The sequence below is a fragment of the Paraconexibacter sp. AEG42_29 genome (genome assembly GCF_040581415.1).
Classification (GTDB): domain Bacteria; phylum Actinomycetota; class Thermoleophilia; order Solirubrobacterales; family Solirubrobacteraceae; genus Paraconexibacter.
In genome coordinates this window covers 718,077-734,437 of the sequence record NZ_CP114014.1, presented here as the reverse complement: position 1 = coordinate 734,437, position 16,361 = coordinate 718,077, and the positions used below count along the sequence as shown (strand labels likewise).

General features: G+C 73.9%; 13 protein-coding genes. 4 read left to right on the top strand and 9 right to left on the bottom strand.

What is annotated here, in order from left to right:
• The first annotated feature begins 96 nt into the window (after positions 1 to 96).
• The 3 genes from DSM112329_RS03485 (at position 97) to DSM112329_RS03475 (ending at position 4,388) form a co-directional block, all read left to right on the top strand.
• Complete coding sequence (locus tag DSM112329_RS03485; RefSeq protein WP_354700421.1) at positions 97 to 2,310, top strand: serine/threonine-protein kinase; 2,214 nt, start codon at positions 97 to 99, stop codon at positions 2,308 to 2,310.
• A gap of 126 nt (positions 2,311 to 2,436) precedes the next feature.
• Positions 2,437 to 3,048 carry a hypothetical protein gene (locus DSM112329_RS03480; protein ID WP_354700420.1) on the top strand — a complete coding sequence of 204 codons (612 nt, stop codon included), beginning with the start codon at positions 2,437 to 2,439 and terminating at the stop codon, positions 3,046 to 3,048.
• A 65-nt stretch (positions 3,049 to 3,113) separates the two neighbouring features.
• Positions 3,114 to 4,388: a GDSL-type esterase/lipase family protein gene (locus DSM112329_RS03475; RefSeq protein ID WP_354700419.1), complete on the top strand. Its 1,275-nt coding sequence runs from the start codon at positions 3,114 to 3,116 to the stop codon at positions 4,386 to 4,388.
• Positions 4,389 to 4,443: 55 nt separating this feature from the next.
• Here DSM112329_RS03475 and DSM112329_RS03470 read toward each other — a convergent pair whose 3' ends face one another.
• The 6 genes from DSM112329_RS03470 to DSM112329_RS03445 form a co-directional block, all read right to left on the bottom strand.
• Positions 4,444 to 6,159 (bottom strand): hypothetical protein, encoded by a 1,716-nt coding sequence (locus tag DSM112329_RS03470; RefSeq protein ID WP_354700418.1) that lies wholly within the window; start codon positions 6,157 to 6,159, stop codon positions 4,444 to 4,446.
• A 105-nt stretch (positions 6,160 to 6,264) separates the two neighbouring features.
• A complete protein-coding gene (gene serS, locus DSM112329_RS03465) occupies positions 6,265 to 7,521 on the bottom strand; it encodes a serine--tRNA ligase (protein ID WP_354700417.1) in 1,257 nt (418 codons plus the stop codon).
• A 38-nt stretch (positions 7,522 to 7,559) separates the two neighbouring features.
• Positions 7,560 to 8,531, bottom strand: coding sequence for a DUF2330 domain-containing protein (locus DSM112329_RS03460; RefSeq protein ID WP_354700416.1), 972 nt, complete (start codon positions 8,529 to 8,531; stop codon positions 7,560 to 7,562).
• Between the two features lie 14 nt (positions 8,532 to 8,545).
• Complete coding sequence (locus DSM112329_RS03455) at positions 8,546 to 9,880, bottom strand: cytochrome P450 (protein WP_354700415.1); 1,335 nt, start codon at positions 9,878 to 9,880, stop codon at positions 8,546 to 8,548.
• Positions 9,881 to 9,883: 3 nt separating this feature from the next.
• Positions 9,884 to 12,763 carry a peroxidase family protein gene (locus DSM112329_RS03450; protein ID WP_354700414.1) on the bottom strand — a complete coding sequence of 960 codons (2,880 nt, stop codon included), beginning with the start codon at positions 12,761 to 12,763 and terminating at the stop codon, positions 9,884 to 9,886.
• Positions 12,764 to 12,904: 141 nt separating this feature from the next.
• A complete protein-coding gene (locus DSM112329_RS03445) occupies positions 12,905 to 13,327 on the bottom strand; it encodes a c-type cytochrome (protein WP_354700413.1) in 423 nt (140 codons plus the stop codon).
• A 42-nt stretch (positions 13,328 to 13,369) separates the two neighbouring features.
• Here DSM112329_RS03445 and DSM112329_RS03440 point away from each other — a divergent pair, with 42 nt between their 5' ends.
• Complete coding sequence (locus DSM112329_RS03440; RefSeq protein ID WP_354700412.1) at positions 13,370 to 13,846, top strand: hypothetical protein; 477 nt, start codon at positions 13,370 to 13,372, stop codon at positions 13,844 to 13,846.
• A 215-nt stretch (positions 13,847 to 14,061) separates the two neighbouring features.
• Here the strand turns inward: DSM112329_RS03440 and DSM112329_RS03435 are convergent, their stop codons facing one another.
• From DSM112329_RS03435 to DSM112329_RS03425, 3 genes are read right to left on the bottom strand one after another with little or no spacing between them, the layout of a single operon-like run.
• The gene (locus DSM112329_RS03435) at positions 14,062 to 14,508 is read right to left on the bottom strand and encodes a hypothetical protein (protein WP_354700411.1); all 447 of its coding nucleotides are present in this window, start codon (positions 14,506 to 14,508) and stop codon (positions 14,062 to 14,064) included.
• Positions 14,505 to 15,308, bottom strand: coding sequence for an ABC transporter permease (locus DSM112329_RS03430; protein ID WP_354700410.1), 804 nt, complete (start codon positions 15,306 to 15,308; stop codon positions 14,505 to 14,507). The genes DSM112329_RS03435 and DSM112329_RS03430 overlap by 4 nt, the downstream gene beginning before the upstream one ends.
• Positions 15,305 to 16,198, bottom strand: coding sequence for an ABC transporter ATP-binding protein (locus tag DSM112329_RS03425; protein ID WP_354700409.1), 894 nt, complete (start codon positions 16,196 to 16,198; stop codon positions 15,305 to 15,307). The genes DSM112329_RS03430 and DSM112329_RS03425 overlap by 4 nt, the downstream gene beginning before the upstream one ends.
• Positions 16,199 to 16,361: the final 163 nt, after the last annotated feature.

The window sequence follows — 16,361 nt, the reverse complement described above, 5'->3', positions numbered from 1 at the left end:
CACCGGGTCCGTGGCCCGTAGCGGGCGCCAGGGCGGGCGGTAGGCTTGCGCCCGCCGGAGGACAGCGGACCCGTCGGTCGCGCGCCCGGATCGACCATGCTCACGCCCGGCTCCGCCATCGGTCCCTACGTCGTCGTCCGCGAGATCGGCCGCGGGGGCGCCGGCGTCGTCGTCCTGGCGACCGAGCGCGCGACGGGACGCGATGTCGCCGTCAAGGTGCTGCCGCCCGGGCTGGCGGTCGACGCCGCCGCCGCCGCGCGGTTCGCGCGCGAGGCACGCGTCCACGCGACCCTCGAGCACCACGCGATCGTGCCGGTGCTCGCTGTCGGCGACTCCGCGTACGGGCCCTACCTCGCGATGCGCCACGTCCCGGGCCCGACGCTCTCGCAGCTGCTGCAGGGCGGGCTCCCCGTCGCGCGCGCCCTCGTGCTGCTGGGGCAGGTGGCGGACGCGCTCGACCATGCCCACGCCGCCGGCGCGGTGCACCGGGACGTCACGCCGCGGAACGTCCTGACCGAGGGCGACCGCGCGTACCTGACCGACTTCGGCCTCGCGCGCGGGCCGGGCGAGGAGTCGCTCACGCTCACCGGCCAGCTCGCCGGCACGCTCGCCTACCTCGCGCCCGAGACCGTCCGGGGCGAGGAGCCGGCCGCCGCCACCGACCGCTACGCGCTCGCGGCGATCGCCTTCCAGGCCCTCACGGGGCAGGTCGTCTTCCCGCGCCCGACCGACGCGGCCGTGCTCTACGCGATCACCAGCGAGGCGCCGCCGCCGGTCGGCGAGCGGCGGCCGGACCTGCCGCGGGGACTCGACGCGGTCTTCGCTCGCGCGCTGAGCGAAGACCCGGCCGCCCGCCCCGCGAGCGCCGCCGCGCTGGTGGCGGACATCATCGCGGCCCTGGGCGAGGACGGCCGGACACTCGGCGCACCCCGGACGTCCGCGGGGGCCGACCGCGCGGGGTCGGGCGGCGCGGTCACGGCGGCACCCGTCGACGTCAGCGGCGCGGCGCCGACGGTCGTCCCGGCGACCGGCGGAGGCGGCATCGCTGCCGCGGCCACTCCTGCCAGTGGTGGCGCCGGCGGCGTGGACGCGAGTGACGATGGCGCTGCCGGTACGGCTGCGAGTGCGAGTGGCGCTGCCGGTGGGACTGCGAGTGGCGCTGCGACCGCGGGTGCGACTGCAGGTGCCGGTGCGACTGCAGGTGCCGGTGCCGGTGCGACTGCCGGTGCCGGTGCCGGTGCGACTGGCGGCGCGGGGGCCGTTGCAGCATCCGGTGCGTCCCCCGGCGCGCGGTCGTCCGGAGGCCGCCGCCACGTCAGGCGGGCGATCGCCGCCCTCGCGGTCGCCGCTGCCGTTGTCGCCGGCGTCCTGGTCGCCGGCTCGGGTGACGACGGCGACAGCGGCAACCGCGCGAGCGCCGGGAGCGGCCGGACTACACCGGCACCCGACACCGCCGCCCCGCCTGTCGGCGACGGCCTCGTCGCCCTGGGAAGCCCGCTCACCGCCGGCGAGGTGCAGACGCTCGACTGCGAGGGGGCCGCGGCGGGCGCGGGCGCACCCAGCTGCTCGATCATGCAGCTCGCGCTTCCGGGCCGCGCGGTCCAGGTGACCAAGGACGGCGCCATCCGGGCGTGGACGGTCCGCGGCGCCCGCGGCAGCCTCGCGCTGCAGGTCCTGCGCCGGCGCGGCGACGCCTACCTGCAGATCCAGCGCTCGCAGACCGAGGAGGCGCCCGACACCGGAACGCACCGGTTCGCGACCGCCCTGCGGGCCGACGCCGGTGACCTGCTGGCGCTGGTCCTGATGCCGGGCGCGTCCGCCGGCTTCGCCCGCGCGGGCGGGACGCCGTCGCCGACGACGCTGCGCTGGTTCGGCCCGGTCACGCTCCCGCGGCCGGCGACCCGGGCGGCCGGCACCGGCCTGGACCGCGAGCTGCAGCTGCGCGCCGAGCTCGACGTGGGCGGCGTCCCCCCGCAGCCGAAGACGGTCGACGGGCCGGCCGCACGCAACCTCCCGAGCGGGGCGCTCGTCGCCACGTCGGAGACGAAGCTGCCCGACGGCCGGCGCGTCCGCGTGGAGCTGTCCGAGCTCGGCGACGCCGTCGTCATCGACCTGGTCCGCGGCGGTGTTCGCCGCGCACGCACGGTCGTCCCCGACCTGCGGGCCGGCGGCACGCTGGACGAGCTGAAGGCCTTCCAGTCGCCCGGGAACGACAGCCAGCTGAACGTGTCGTGGGTGAACCCGGGGTCCGACCGGGTGATCGATCACTACTTCGGCCTGCTCGAGAACGCCTTGGAGTTCTACTCCTGACGGCGAGCGGCCCGTCGATCCCGGCGGCCGAGCCGCGAGCATCGACCGGCCGTCGGCCCGGGCGGCCGCGGGCGGGACCGGCGGGCCTTGACGGCGGTGCCGCTGCCGGTCAGCATCGGGACCGCGATGCCGTTTCCCGACTGGCGTGAGCCGGCACGGCTGCTTGCCGTGTCGTACGGACCTCCCACCCCGGAGCAGGTCGCGCTCGCCGCGCACGCCGGCGTCGACCTGCCGGACGACACCCCGCACGACGTCGCTGCGGCCCTGCTGCTCGACGCGCTGGCACCGACGCTGACCCTGAACCCCGCCCTGCCGCCGACCGCGGGCCAGCTCGAGTACCTCCACGACCTCGGTCACCAGTGGCGCCTCGCCCCGTGGCGCGCGACGCGCCGCGTGGCCTCCGCGCTCATCGGGGTGCTGGTCAGCCGCGGGCGGGTCGGCTCGCTCGAGCTGCTCCGGCCGGCCTACGGCGACCTCGTCGGCGTCGCCCGCCGCGGGGGCGGGCCGCATCGGGACGAGGACGACGACATCCCGTTCCTGGCCGACCCGCGACCACGTCCGCTGCCCGCGTCGCTGGTCATCAGCTCCGTCAGCGAGACGGGGCGCGTGAACTTCCGCGGCGGGTCGGGTCTGGCCGCCTGGCCGGAGCACGTGACGATGCTCGCCCGGGCGTCCGACGTGTGGGAGACCCGTCCCCAGAGCCTCGGTCAACCCAGCCTGTTCGATCGCGGCGCCTGACCACTCATCGCCCGGCAGGATTCCTGCGGCTCGCTGGCGCAGAACCGGTAGCGTCGCGCCCCGCGATGCGGCGCACCACCAAGTTGATCGTCACCCTGCTGCTGGCCGCCGGCCTCGCGCAGACAGCCGCCGCCGCCGCCGCGACGCCGCTGCCCCCGGCCGCCCCGGCGGATCTGTCCGCCGCCGCGCGGGTCAAGGAGCGTGGCTGGATCAACCTGACCGTGACCGGCGTCCCGGGCAGCACGATCGCCGTCACCGAAGCGGTCGGCGAGGTCGACGTCCCCGTCGCGGGCCTCACGCTGCGCGGCCCGACCGGCGGACGCCAGCGGCTGACCGCCTGGCGCTGCGACCGCCGGCGCAGCCGGGCCTTCGACGTCACGGCCACGCTCCCGGACGGGACCACACAGCGCGACCGCACCACGGTGACCACCCCGGCCTGCAACCGCCGGATCGAGCTGCGCGCGACCGCAGCGCGACCCGGCGGCACGGTCACCGTGAGCCTGCTCGACCGGTTCGCGGTCGGCGACCTCGAGGCGACGGTCTGCAGCGGACCGGCGGGCCGCACGCCCGCCTGCCGGCCGGTCCGCCTCGGCGCCGGTCAGACGCGCCGCGCCCTGAGCGTCCCGACCCCCCGGATCGGCCGCTACCGCATCGAGCTGCGCACGCCGTTCGGCCAGCGCGCCGCCCGCACCGTCACGGCCCGGCGGCCCGGCGGCGCGTTCCGCCTGCTGGCGACCGGGGACTCGCAGATCCAGATCGTGGACGGCTTCCTGGCGCGGCGGCTGCGGGCGAGCGGCGGCCGCGTGACGAGCGACGCCCACATCTCCACGGGGCTCTCCAAGCCGTTCGAGCTGAACTGGCCCGCGCACGCCCGCGGCTCGGCCGGCGCGCTCAAGCCGGACGCGACGGTGATGATCATCGGCGCCAACGACGGCTACTCGATGCCGCGCCGCGGGGGCGGGAGCGTCGCGTGCTGCGGGCAGGCGTGGCAGGACTCCTACGCCGACCGCGTCGCGGGAATGATGCGGACCTACCTACGCGGTGGCCGCGCGCGGGTCTACTGGCTCCTGCTCCCGGACGCCCGCGCCGCCGCGTTCCAGCGCGTCTTCCGCGTCGTGAACCGCGCAATCGAGGACGCCGGGCGGCGCTTCGACGCCGACGACGTGACGGTCGTCGACCTGCGCCGGACGTTCACGCCGGGCGGGCGCTTCCGGCAGGTCATCTCCTACGGCGGCCGCACGGTGTCGGTCCGCCAGCCGGACGGCGTGCACCTGAACGTCGCGGGCGCGTCGATCGCGGCGGACATCGTCGTCGCCGCCCTGCGCCGCGACGGCTACTGACCGGCGCTCCCGCCCCAACCCCGGGCCGGGGCCCGGGCCCGGGCCCGGGCCCGGGCTACGGCACCGTCAGCTGCGCGGTCTCGCCACCGAGCTGACCGAACTTCGGGTTGTCGAGCGCCACCCAGAACACCCCACCACCGCTCGGCCGCGTGATCGTGAACGACGCGCCGTCCGCGCTCACCGCCGCAGAGCCGAGGCCCTTGAAGGTGTCGTGGCAGCCCTTGGGCACGCCGACCTGGGCCGGCGACGGACGCCACGTGCCGAACGGGTCGTTGCAGACACGGGTCGAGCGGCGGTTCAGGACGACCTTGCGGCCGGGCTGCGGCGGGTCGATCGTGCCGGTCACAGTGACGTTGCCGCCCGATCGGCTCTGTGCGGTCGCGTCCAGGTGCGTGTAGACGGTCGGGAACAGCGCGTCGCCGGAGCGCAGGACGTCGAACGCCCCAGGCCCGCCGGCGTGCACGTCGAACCCGCGGTGCACCTGCTGGGGGGCCGGGACGGTGACGGACCAGGTGCCGTCCGCCCCGCTCGTCGTCGCCTGTCCGATCGGCGTGAACGGCGCCCTCTGGCCCTGGTCGTCGAGCATCGACGTGGTGAGCTGGATCGGCACCCCGAGCTGCGGCGAGGTCACCTGGCGCTTGACGCGGTCGGCGACGGTGCGGGTCACCACGCCGGTCAGCGTGACCGCGCGGTCGACGTACACCGGCTCGGGCTGGTCCATCCTCACCTGGGCCAGCAGCGTGCGGCGTCCCGCCCACGGATCCGGGCCGGCGACGAGCAGGCACGGTGCCCCCGTGTCCTCGTAGCAGTCGGCGTCGTACGCGTTGCCCGTCCCGGGCTGGACCCAGTACTGGTGGCCGCCGTCGCGGGCGAACCCGCCCGAGAACGCGCTGAACAGGCGCGTGTCGCTGCGGCGCCCGGTGGCGGGGTCGAAGCGCCGGAAGAGGTTGGCCTGACGCTGGCCGCCGAGCGCGGTGTAGACGCGGCCGCGGTCGATGGCGATGCTGTCGATGTAGTTGGACTCCTCGCCCTGGCTCTCGCGCTCGAGCGAGCGGGACCCGCGGCCGTCGGTGCGGATCACGCGGGCCTCGGTCGGGTCCCCGCCCGAGTAGACGTTGCCGCGGTTGATCAGCACCGCGACCCAGGAGCCCTCGACGTCCAGCTGCAGGACCGGCACGCAGCCCGTCCCGAGGACGAGCTGCCGCGGCCGACCGCCCGCCGTCAGCGTGCGGGTGCGCAGCGAGTCGCAGGCCTTGCGCTTCTTGCCGGTGCCGGACGGGCGCGTGTACACGGCCTGCGTGTAGACGAGCCGCGCCCCGTCGAGCGCGACGTGGGGCGTGCCGTTGCCCGTGTACGGGATGCGCGTGAGGAGCTTGGGCGTGCCGCCGGTCGCCGCGAGGGTCCGGACCGCGCAGCGGGCCGCCTTCAGCGAGCAGCCCTCCGCCCACACCAGCTGGGCGCTCCCGTCCCGGCCGCGCCCGACGTCGAGGTTCGTGCCGCGCGTCAGCGCCGGGCCGATCACCGTCGGCGCGGTCCCCGCCGGCGCGCCGGCCTTCAGGACGTGGAACCGGAACGGGCCCTTGCGGGCGTCCTGCGCCTGCCAGGCGACGTACCCGGCGTCCGCGGTGAGGCCGAGACCGGTGGGCGTCTGCTGCACGGGCTCGTCGGCGTTCGCCGGGGTGGCCTGCACGCCGGCGGCCAGCGCGGCCCCGAGCGCCAGGACGACGCCGGCGGCGCGGCGGGAGGAGGTGATGCGGCGGGTGGTGGGCATGCCATGGGAACGCGGGGCCCGCCGGCGTGTGACGGTGACCCGTCCGCATCCTGACGGCCCACCTCGCGCCCGGTCGAGGGCCGGTCAGGCCCGGCCCGCGCGGCCCTAGGCGGCGCCGAGAGCCGCAGGCAGGCCGTGGGCCTGCAGCGCTGCCGGGATCGCGATCGACCCGTCGGCCTGCTGGCCGTTCTCGAGCAGCGCGACGATCGTGCGCCCGACGGCAACCGCGGTCCCGTTGAGCGTGTGCAGCGTGATCGGCTTCTTCCCCCCGGCCGGCCGGTAGCGGATGTCCAGCCGGCGCGCCTGGAAGTCGGTCGTGTTGGACGTCGAGGTCAGCTCGCGGTACTTCCCCTGGCCGGGCAGCCACGCCTCGCAGTCGTACTTCTTCGCGGCGCTCGCGCCGAGGTCGTCGACCGCGATGTTCACCACCCGGTAGGGCAGCTCGAGCTCGGTGAGGATCTCCTCCTCGATCGACAGCAGCCGGTCGTGCCACTCGACGCTGTCCTCCGGCCTGACGAACGCGAACATCTCGACCTTGTCGAACTGGTGCACGCGGAAGATGCCGCGGGTGTCGCGGCCGGCGGCGCCCGCCTCGCGGCGGAAGCACGGCGAGAAGCCGGCGTACTGCACGGGCAGCTGCTCCTCGTCCAGGATCTCGCCGGCGTGCAGGGACGCCAGCGCGACCTCGGACGTGCCGACCAGGTAGAGGTCGTCGGCGGGCAGGTGGTAGATCTGCTGCTCGGTGTCGGGCAGGAACCCGGTGCCGTACAGCGCCTCCTCGCGGACCAGGACCGGCGGGACGACGGGCGTGAAGCCGTGGCCCTTCAGCTTGTCGAGCGTCCAGCGGACGAGCGCGAGCTCGAGGAAGACGAGGTCGCCCTTCAGGTAGGCGAAGCGCGAACCGGACAGGCGCGCGCCGCGCTCCATGTCGATGCGGTCGCCGGCGAGGTCCTGGTGGTCGCGGGCCTCGAACCCGAGCTCGCGGATCGTGCCCTTCTCGGCCAGGACGGTGTCCGCGTCGGCCGCGGTGGCGTCGGGCAGGTTGGGCAGCGCCGCGAGCTTGGCGTCGAGCTCGGCCTCGACCGCGGTCAGCTCCTCGCCGAGCGCCTGCCCGCGCGCCTTGACCGCGGACATCGCCGCGATGGCGTCCGCGGCGTCCTCGCCCGCCTTCTTCGCCGCGGCGATCGCCGCGCCGGCGGCGTTCTGCTCGGCCTTCAGCGACTCGGTCTGGGGGATCAGCTCGCGGCGCCGGCCGTCGAGCGCGAGGACGGCGTCGAGGGACTCGGCGACCCCCGGCCCCCGCCGGGCGAGCGCGGTGCGCACGGCGTCGGTCTCGGTCCGCAGGAGCTTGAGGTCGAGCATCGCTGCGGGACCTTAGCCGGGTGCTGCGGATCTGGTCCTCAGGCGCGCGGACGCGGCGGGCGCAGGCCGGCCGTGACGGCCGCGCCGCCGAACACCACCAGCCCGCCGACGACGATCCACCAGGCGACACCTTCGCCGTCGCCCTGGCCGGCGATCCCGGGCGCGCGGACCGCGGCCGGCGCCGGGGTGATGACCAGGTCACGCCGGAACTCCGACGGGGGGACGGACTCCGCGACGAACTTCGTCACGAACGTCCCGCCCTCGAACAGGTCGCCGAGCTCCGGCGGGGGCTGCGGGTCGAGCCTCGCGACCGGCTCCGCGAACGACGTCGACAGGATCGGCACCTGCTGCTCGGCCCCCGCCAGGACGTACAACGTCACCGAGACCGGCCGCTCGGACAGGCTGCTCAGCCGCATCGGGTAGACCAGCTGCCGTGACGGGAACGCGACGCGCAGCGGCTTCAGCGCCCCCTCCTCGCCCTCGGCCAGGCGGATCGCCACGTACCGCCAGCCGCGTTCGACGTACTGCTTCAGGATCGGGCCGGCGTCAGGGGGCAGCGTGTAGCCGTTCTCCTGCAGCCAGGTCGCGAGCGCACGTGGGTCGTCCGCGCGCAGGCGGGAGACGTCGTAGCCGCCGACGGTCTCGCGGCCGATGACGTCCACGCCTGCCCCCGGGGCCGCCGCGCCGCCCGCCGCGCCCGTCTCGTCGCCCGAGGGCTTCGGCGCCGTCGCGGCGTCCAGGTACCCGAGTGGGTCACCGTCGACCGCCTCGACCGTCGGGTCGCCTGGGACCGGGAGCACGACGGCGGCGGTCCCGCCGTCGTCGACCTCGAGGTCGAAGGACGCCACTATCTCCTCGCGACCCGCGCCGCGCTGGATGACGAGCGCGCGCTCGCGGGTCACGTCCGCCTGCAGCGCGATGCCGCAGGCGCAGGCCTGCGACGGCGCTGCGAGCACGGCGCCGAGCACCGGGGCGAGCAGCAGCAGGACGACGACGACGGACCGGCGCACGCGCGCAGCCTACGTCACCGCACGCCTGCCGCGGGCAGGACGACCCCCGGCCCGAAGCGCAGCGCGTAGGGGTTCAGGCTGTAGGGCAGCGGCGCCGCGGGGTCGAGGCCGTCGGCGCCCGCGGTGACCTCCAGGCCCGGCCAGGCCCGCAGCGTCTGCGCGAGCACCGCCGTCCCCAGCAGCAGGGCGAGGTTGCGGCCCGGGCAGCCCTGCGGCCCCTGGCTGAAGTGGTTGAACGCCCGCTCGCTGCCCGCGCTGCCGTCGGTCCACTCCTCAGGGGCGAAGCGATCGGCGTAGTCCAGTGCGGTGCGATCCCGGTGATGGAATCCGTTGACGATCAGCACCTGCGTGCCCGCCGGCACGCTCACCCCATGCCAGGCGACGTCTACGACGGTCTCGCGGGACAGCAGCGGCGTCGTCGGGAACAGGCGCATCGCCTCCTGCAGGCAGGCGGCGAGGTACGGCGCCTCGTCCCCCTCCAGCTCCCCCAGGACCACGGCGCGCTGCTCGGGGTGCGTCGCGATCAGCGCCAGGGTCCGCAGGGCGTTCGTCGCGAGCGTGTCCTGCAGGGCGAACAGCCAGTGGGTCACCTGTCCGGTGACCCGCGTGTCGACGTCCTGCGGCGCGGCGCCGAACAGCGAGACGAGCGACCCCGGCTCCGCGGCATCGACGTGGGACTGCAGCCGGTCGAGGTACGCCGGGTAGTGCTCGGACGGGTCCGACGGCAGGCCGTTCGCCTCGCTCATCAGCGCCGCCAACAGCTCGCTCAGCTCCTCGTCGCCCGCCGCCGGGTCGCCCAGGACCACCCGCCGCACGATGCGCCGGAACATCGCGCTGAAGGCGTCCGGATCGAGGGTCGCACCCGGCCCGCCGAGGCCGTCGAACATCGCGTCCGTCTCCTCGACGACGACCTCCAGGAACGCGCCCACGAGCGAGTGCACCTCCGCCGGGCTCTCGAGCACCGCCTCGGTGAACGCCCGCCGGTTGGCCCACAACTCCCCGCGGGAGATCGTCAGCGCGTCGGGCTGGAAGACGCCCATGCCCTTCTTCTTGGCCGCGGGGTCGGACGCGAACGGGTGCGGCGAGCCGTCCAGCACCCGGGCCACGTCGGCGACGTCGAGGCACAGCAGCGCTTGATCGGTCATCACGCGGATCCAGACGGGGCCGGGCCCGTAGCGCGACCGCAGGCCCTCCATCAGCCGGATCGCGCGCCCGTCGAGGCCGAGCCGCGTGGCGACGCCGACCGCCGCCGGCCGCCGCCGGAACAGGCCCTGGACGGCGTTCGGGACGATGACGGCCTGGTTGAACTGGACCGAGTCGACGATCGAGGCGGACGGCAGCTCGCGCATCGGCTACCCGACGTCCTTCCACGGTCCGAACGCGTTCTCAACGCCCTCGAGCGCGGGCGCCAGCTCGGGGTGGTGGCGCAGGAGGACCGACCCCATCGTGTTGCGGGCGACCCAGTCCAGGCCCTCGTGGGTGTAGACCTCGGGCGTGTAGTCGTTCGTGAAGAAGCGGTCGCTCTTCAGCCGCCGCGACGCCATCAGGATGAAGATCCGGAAGGCGGTGTCGCTGAAGCCGAAGCCCTTGGGCGGCGTCTCCGCCATCAGGCCGACCTGCAGGTCGACGGCGTTGAGGTCCCCGCCGTAGATGTCCTCGATCTCCGCGGCCCACGCGGGGTTCTCGGTGATGTCGGCGAACGCCTTCAGCGCCGGCCTTCCGAGCTTCTGGCGGAAGTCGTTGTAGCGCAGGACGCCGCGCTCGCGGTCGCGCAGGATGTCGATCGTGCCGATGTCCACCCGGTCCCCGTTGACCCGTGTGAGGTTCATCAGGGCGCGGGGGTGGTTGTGCAGCGTGATGGCGCCCGGGTGCGAGGTGCCGAAGCTGTAGATGAGGTCCGACCAGCCGAGCTCGTCGACGACCGACCGCGTCGCCTTGCCCTGGATGTTCGTGAACTCCTCCTCGCGGATCAGCGCGCCCGTGCGGTGCGACCGGAAGGACCACTCGTCAGCGATCAGCGGGTGCAGCCGGTAGACGGACGCGAACTCCTCGGTGATCGCGTACGGCGCGGCGTGGTGCTCCTGCTCGCCGCCGACGATCCCGAAGATGCCCTCGAGCGGATCGATCCGGGGCAGGCGCGTCTTGGCCCACTCGGGGAGCGCGCCGAACCAGTTCGCGTTCATGCCGCGCTTCAGGACGGGCGTGGCGAGGATGCCCGGCGTCCATTCGACGGTGTGGATCTTCGCCATCAGCGCGCTGTTGGCCAGACGCGCGATGTGGAACAGCTTCTCGTCGCTCCAGGTCGGGTTGTGGCCCGCGAGGTAGTCGCTGATCGCGTTGTGCTCCTTGACGAACAGCGTGTGCAGGATCGACAGGCCGACCCAGTAGTTGTCGCTGAAGCCGGTCAGGTCGATGCCGTCGAGCCCCTCCTTGGTCTCGTTGGGCAGGCGACCGTCCTCGACGATCATCTTGCCGCCCTCCCCGGTGCGCATCTGCCGGCAGTGCTCCTCGGAGGAGCCGTAGATCTGCGAACCGTCCCACCAGTGCGTGACCGTGTTGATGTACTGCGTCGCGTCGGCGGTGGTCCGGACGACCATGTGCTCGCCGCCCCACGCATCGGAGGGGTCCAGGGGGACCTGCATCGTTCCGGTCGGTGAGTTGTCCCCGTGGCTGAACCAGTCGTGGTTCTGGAACTGGATCCAGGCGGCCGCCAGCGAGTTGAGCGTGGTCGCCGGCTTGAACGTGTCGCGCTCGAGCAGGCTGCGGGCCACGACCCGCGGGTTCGGCGTCATCAGCCGCGGCGGTGTCTCCGGGACGGACGCGCCCAGCGGGTGGTTGCGGCCGAAGAGCGCCCCGGCCTTGCCCATGTCCGGGTGGGCCGGGTCGTTCATCGCCCCGTCGTAGGTGCGGAACTTCGGGATCTCCTGGACGCCGTTCTGGCCGGCCTTCCCGTTCTCCGCGGCGTCGATGTACGCGGGGTCGTAAAGGTTCGCTTCGCGCATCTCGTCGCGGAACGCGCGCAGGTTCAGCAGCGCGAGGGGCAGCGGCAGCCGGTGCCACTCGACGACCTTGTTGACCTGCCCGAAGATCGTGGAGTTGATCTTCCGCAGCGGCCGGCGGATCGGGTTCTCGTTCGGATCCCGCGCCGTGGTGCCGGCGGCCGGATCCGTCCCGTCCCCGTCGATGTGCACCTGCCAGTAGCGCCAGAGAACGTCCGCATAGCTCGCCAGCGGCGGGACCGCGATGCCCGACCCGGCCAACGCGGCGTCGGTGCGGGCCGTGTCGAAGCGTGCGCTGAAGTCGATGTACTCGAGCGCGGCGTCGGGGATGCCCAGCGTCTGCAGCAGCGCGCCCTTCACGCCGGGGACCTTCAGCGCGAGCGGCACGGTCACCTTCGGCAGCACCTGCGTCAGCTGCGGCGAACCGGCGGCCCGCGCGAACGTGTTGAGCACCTCGATCGAGCCCTGCGGCTCCGGGCTCACGAGGTGGAAGGCGTGCCCGTCGAGGCCCGGGACGTGCGCGATGTGGTCCATCGCGGCGGCGACGAAGTCGACGGGGACCACGTTCGTCTCCCCCAGCCGCGGCCCGATCGCGGGCATGATCCCGGGCAGGTGGGCGGCCAGCGCCAGCGCCTTGAAGAAGTAGTAGGGCCCGTCGAGCTTGTCCATCTCGCCGGTCTGCGAGTGCCCGAGCACGATCGCGGGCCGGTAGACGCGCCACGGGATCGTCGTCTCCTCGCGGGCGATCTTCTCCGACTCGAACTTCGTGGCGTGGTACGGGTGGTCGAGGGGCTGGCCCTCGTCGAACATGTCCTCGGTGAAGTCGCCCTTGTACAGGCCCGCGGCCGCGACGGACGAGGTGTGGTGGAAGGCGCCCGCGCGCAGCGCGTTGGCGACCTTCACCGCCTCCCGTGTCCCGCCGACGTTGGCGACGCGGTTGGCCTCCTCGTCGGCCTCCATGTCGTAGACGGCGGCGAGGTGGAAGACGTGGTCGATCGTCCCCGTGTGCTCCTCGACCCAGCTCCACTCGATCCCGAGGTTCGGCAGCGAGAGGTCGCCGACGACGGGCTTGATGCGTCCCGCGGCCTGCGGACCGAGGCGCGCCGCGAGCTTGTCGATCTTGTGGACCGAGGAGGCGCGGACAAGCACGTGGATGTCCCCTTCGCGCGCCACCAGCCGCTCGACCAGGAACCGCCCGATGAAGCCCGTCGCGCCCGTCACCAAGTACGTCATGCCGCTCTCCCTCTCGCGGGCGTGGACCATCCACGCGCCGGGCGCGAGTCTCTCCGCACCGGCGATGGGACGCAAGCGCTCGCGACATGAGAGCGCGCTCAGCCAGGAGAACGGCAGGCCCTGCCGGGCGCTACGCGGGGGCTACTCGCCCGCGCACTTCAGCTGCACGGAGCCGGCAGTCGACTTGCGCTGGGTGCCGGAGTACTTCTGGAGGAACTGCGCGATCGCCTCGGCGTCCTTCCCGACCGCGAGGTTCTCGGGCATGATCGCGCCCGAGTAGCCACCGTTGCGGATCGCGTAGAGCACGTTCTCGACGCACTCCTTGCGGACGTTGAAGTTCGGGCCGTCGACCCGCTCCTTGTCGCGGATGTCGTAGCTCGACCCCTGGGCGCCGACGGCGTCGAGCGTGTGGCAGCTCGCGCAGCGTTCGACGAACAGCCGGGACCCCGTCTTGACGTCCGCGGACGCGTTGGAGACGACCACGGAGTTCTCCTCGGTACCGCACGCACCGAGCGCGAAGGCGAGGGAGACGGTGGCGAGGGCGGCGAGAGCGGGACGGCGCATGACCGCGTGGATAATACGGAACGGTCATCATCGTGTGAGGTCATGTCCGTCCCGCGCCGCCTCTCACCCGCCCTCGCAGCCGCCGCCGCCGTGCTCGCGGGCTGCGCGAGCGAGCCCACCGCCGTCGTCGACAAGGACGCCGTCCTGCGAGTGAAGGTCGACGAATACCGCATCACGCCGCAGAACATCACGGTCCAGGCGACCACGAATCCGCAGCGCATCAAGGTCGTCGCGACGAACGTGGGAAAGCTGACGCATACGGTCAAGATCGAGCGCGTCGAAGACGAGGACGAGGAGCCGGACGAGGAGGCCGTGGTCGCCCCCGTCGAGGAGGAGCCCGACATCGTCGGCACCCAGGCGGGCAACGCGCCGCCCGGCGGCGAGGCCCGCAGCGGGGGCGAGGACGGCGACGACCTGCTGCTCGAGCCGGGCGAGTACCGGCTGGCCGACACGATCGGCAACCACGAGAACCTCGGGGCCTACGGGTCCCTGACGATCCTGCCGCCGAAGACGGGCTGAGGAGCCCGGGCCGGGGCGGGGCGTCGCGGGCGCGGGCGCGGGAGGAACCGCCGCGGCTGCGGCGAAGAGGTGGCCATCCCGGCGCCGGCCCTGGACCGGTCGTCGCCAGCTTCACCGCGCGACCGCTCTCGACACGGCGGCAACCTGGTCGGCGCCGGGCCTCATCCGTGGGTTGACCACCGCCGCGGTGGCGGAACGCGGGGTCAGCGAACGCGTCAGACGGTGTCGGCCGCGCGCAGCAGCAGGAACGTCGCGACCGCGCAGGCCGCCGCCATCACGCCCAGCTCCCGCCGCAGGATCGCGGTGACCACCGACTGCTGCGCCGCCGCGTCGAGCTTCCCGACCGCCGCCGCGTCCTCCAGCCCGCGCGCGTCCAGGACCGTCTGCGCCGACAGCGCCCGTAGCTGCTCGGCGACGAACGAGACCGCGATCGGGAGGCCGACGTAGAGCACGTACAGGTCGTCGGCCGGGTCCAGGCCGCCGATGTAGAGGCCGCCCACGGCCAGGGCGTGCACCACGCTCGCCGCCTGGGACGCGCGCACCCCGCGCCAGATCGCGCGGCCCTGCGCCGCCACCCGGTACCAGAGGATCCCGCCCCAGGCCGCGACGACGAGGTTCACCACGGCGGCCGCCACCGCGACCCCCTGCGCCGCCCCGGTCACTGGATGAGCTTCCTGCGGGTGCGGTTGACGGCGCCCCACCACATCAGCCCGGCGAACAGCACGAGGGCGCCCACCCGCAGCAGGTCGATCGCGTCGAGGGCGCCGAACGTGCAGTCCCGGACGAGTTCCACGCAGTGGTGCAGGGGGTTCAGCTCGGCGGCGATCTGGAGCGACAGGGGCAGCCCGGTGAGCGGGAAGAACGTCCCGGCGACGAGGAACAACGGGGTGAACAGCGCGCTCGTGACGTAGGAGAAGTCGTCGATCGAGCGGACCATCCCGCTGATCATGGTCCCGGCCGCGGCGAAGCCGAACCCGGTGAGCATCGCCACCGGCACCACGAAGATCGTCGTCCAGGCGGGGTCGAGGCCGAAGCAGATCCCCACCAGGATCGGGACCGAGCCGAACAGCCCGCCGCGGATCGCGAGCCACAGCACCTCGGCCGTGACGAGCTCCTCGACGTCCACGGGCGTGGACAGGATCGCGTCGTACGTGCGCTGGAACTCGCGCTTGACGAACGAGCCGAACATCGCGTTGAAGGCGGTGGAGAACAGGACGGCGGTGGCGACCGTCCCCGTCGAGACGTAGTCGATGTAGTCCTTGCCGTCGACCTCGTCGACGAGCTGCCCGAAGCCGAGGCCGAACGCCAGCAGGTAGACGACGGGCTGCACGGTCGACGCGAAGACGCCCTGCTTCCACGCCGCGCCGAAGTTGATGACCTCGCGCATCATCACGCCGGTGATCGCGTCCCACTCGATCAGCCGCAGGCGGCGCCGGGGGGCCGGAGCAGGACCGTCGCTCATGACACTTCCTCACCGGTGAGCTTTACGAACACGTCCTCCAGGCGCGAGGCCCGAGTCTCACCGGCGGGCAGCCGGTCGCCCGCGCCCTCGGCCCCCAGGATCGCGACCGAGGTCCCCGTCCGCCGCGTCGCGAAGCCCGCCGCATGCGCGTCCGACTCGATCTCGGCCAGCCGCGCCGGCGGGCCGTAGACCTCGCGGACCTCGGCACCCGCGTGGCGGGCGACGAGCTCGGACGGGGGGCCGGCGTCGACCGCGGCGCCGGCCGCCACGATCGTCACCGAGTCCGCCAGGCGCTCGGCCTCCTCGATGTAGTGCGTGGTCATGAGGATCGACGTGCCCTCGGTCCGCAGGCCGTCGATCATCGCCCACAGCTCCTGGCGCACCTGGGGGTCCAGGCCGACCGTCGGCTCGTCCAGCAACAGCAGCCGCGGCCGATGCAGCAGCGCCCGCGCGATCAGCAGCCGCCGCCGCATCCCGCCCGACAACGCCCCGGTCAGCGCGTCGGCACGCTCGGTCAGGCGCGCGATCTGCAGCCCACGGGCGACCGCGGCGTCGCGCTCCCCCGCCGGCACGCGGTAAAGGCGCGCGAAGATCCGCAGGTTGTCCCGGGCGCTCAGCGTGGTGTCGAGGTTGTCGAGCTGGGGGACGACGCCCATCTGCGCCCGCGCCTGCTTGGACTCCTCGGGCAGCTTCCAGCCGAGCGCGGTGATCGTCCCGGCGTCCGCCCGGGTCTGACCTGTGAGGATTCTCATCGTCGTCGACTTCCCGGCGCCGTTGGGCCCGAGCAGCCCGACGCAGGTGCCCTCGGGCACGTCGAGGTCCAGGCCCGCGACCGCGTGGACGTCCCCGAACGACTTGCGCAGCGCGGTGACGGAGAGGGCGGACGGCACAGCGAGGCAGGGTACGCGGTCGCCGGCGGATCGCACGGCCCCGAGCCGGGTGGATCGCCATTCACCGTCGGGAGCGGGGGCGCTCCCCACAGGCAGGGGTGCCCGGGTCAAGCGGCGCGCCTTCCACCACCCGGTCGATACCGTCGGCGTGACCGGACCGGAC